Genomic DNA, 821 nt, shown 5'->3' with positions numbered 1-821 from the left:
GTTAAAAATATTGTCAAAAGAGCTTTTTTCATTACTATTGGTTCACTTATTATGGCTTACGGGTTAGAGGCTATCTTAATTCCAAATCAAATTATTGATGGTGGCGTAACGGGCTTGTCCATGATATTAAGTCATATAACACCCATCAACCTTAGTATCTTTCTAATAATTTTAAACTTACCTTTCTTTTTCCTGGGATATAAGCAAATTGGACGTATCTTTGCTTTTAGTATGTTATATGGAATAGTCGCTCTTTCTATAGCTACTTCTTTCATGCATGATGTTGACTCTATTGTACATGATAAGTTGCTGGCGGTTGTTTTTGGAGGTTTGGCATTAGGATTCGGTGTAGGTTTGACAATTAAAAATGGTGGCGTTTTAGATGGTACAGAAACATTAGCGATTTTAATTGAGAAGAGGGCACCATTTTCTGTTGGTGAGATCATCATGTTTGTTAATGTAATTATCTTCTCAATTGCAGTCTTTGTGTTCGGATTAGAAAATGCTTTATTTTCTATGCTTACTTATTATATTGCCTTTAAGACTATTGACGTTGTAGAAAAAGGTTTGGAAGKTATGAAATCCGTGTATATCATAAGTGATAATAATACTGAGATTGCGGAGGCTATTACAGAGCAACTAGGTCGGGGAGTAACTTATTTACATGGAGAGGGTTCTTATTGTGGTATAGATAGGCGTGTTATTTTATGTGTTTTTACAAGGCTAGAGGAAACAAAGCTAAAAGATATTATTAGAGAGTTAGACCCTCAAGCATTTATTATTACTTCGGATATAGCTTCAGTTCTTACTTGCCAAGAAAT

The 821-nt window shown here is 34.0% G+C and carries 1 protein-coding gene; it reads left to right on the top strand.

The features are described 5' to 3' along the window. Positions 1-821: YitT family protein (locus tag AC1DRF_RS30390; RefSeq protein ID WP_477742616.1), on the top strand; the 821-nt coding region annotated here is incomplete at both ends.

It is taken from the genome of Priestia sp. P5_B4 (assembly GCF_056400385.1).
The sequence above is the reverse complement of the archived record's forward strand: the minus strand, read 5'-3'. Positions and strand labels throughout refer to the sequence as shown.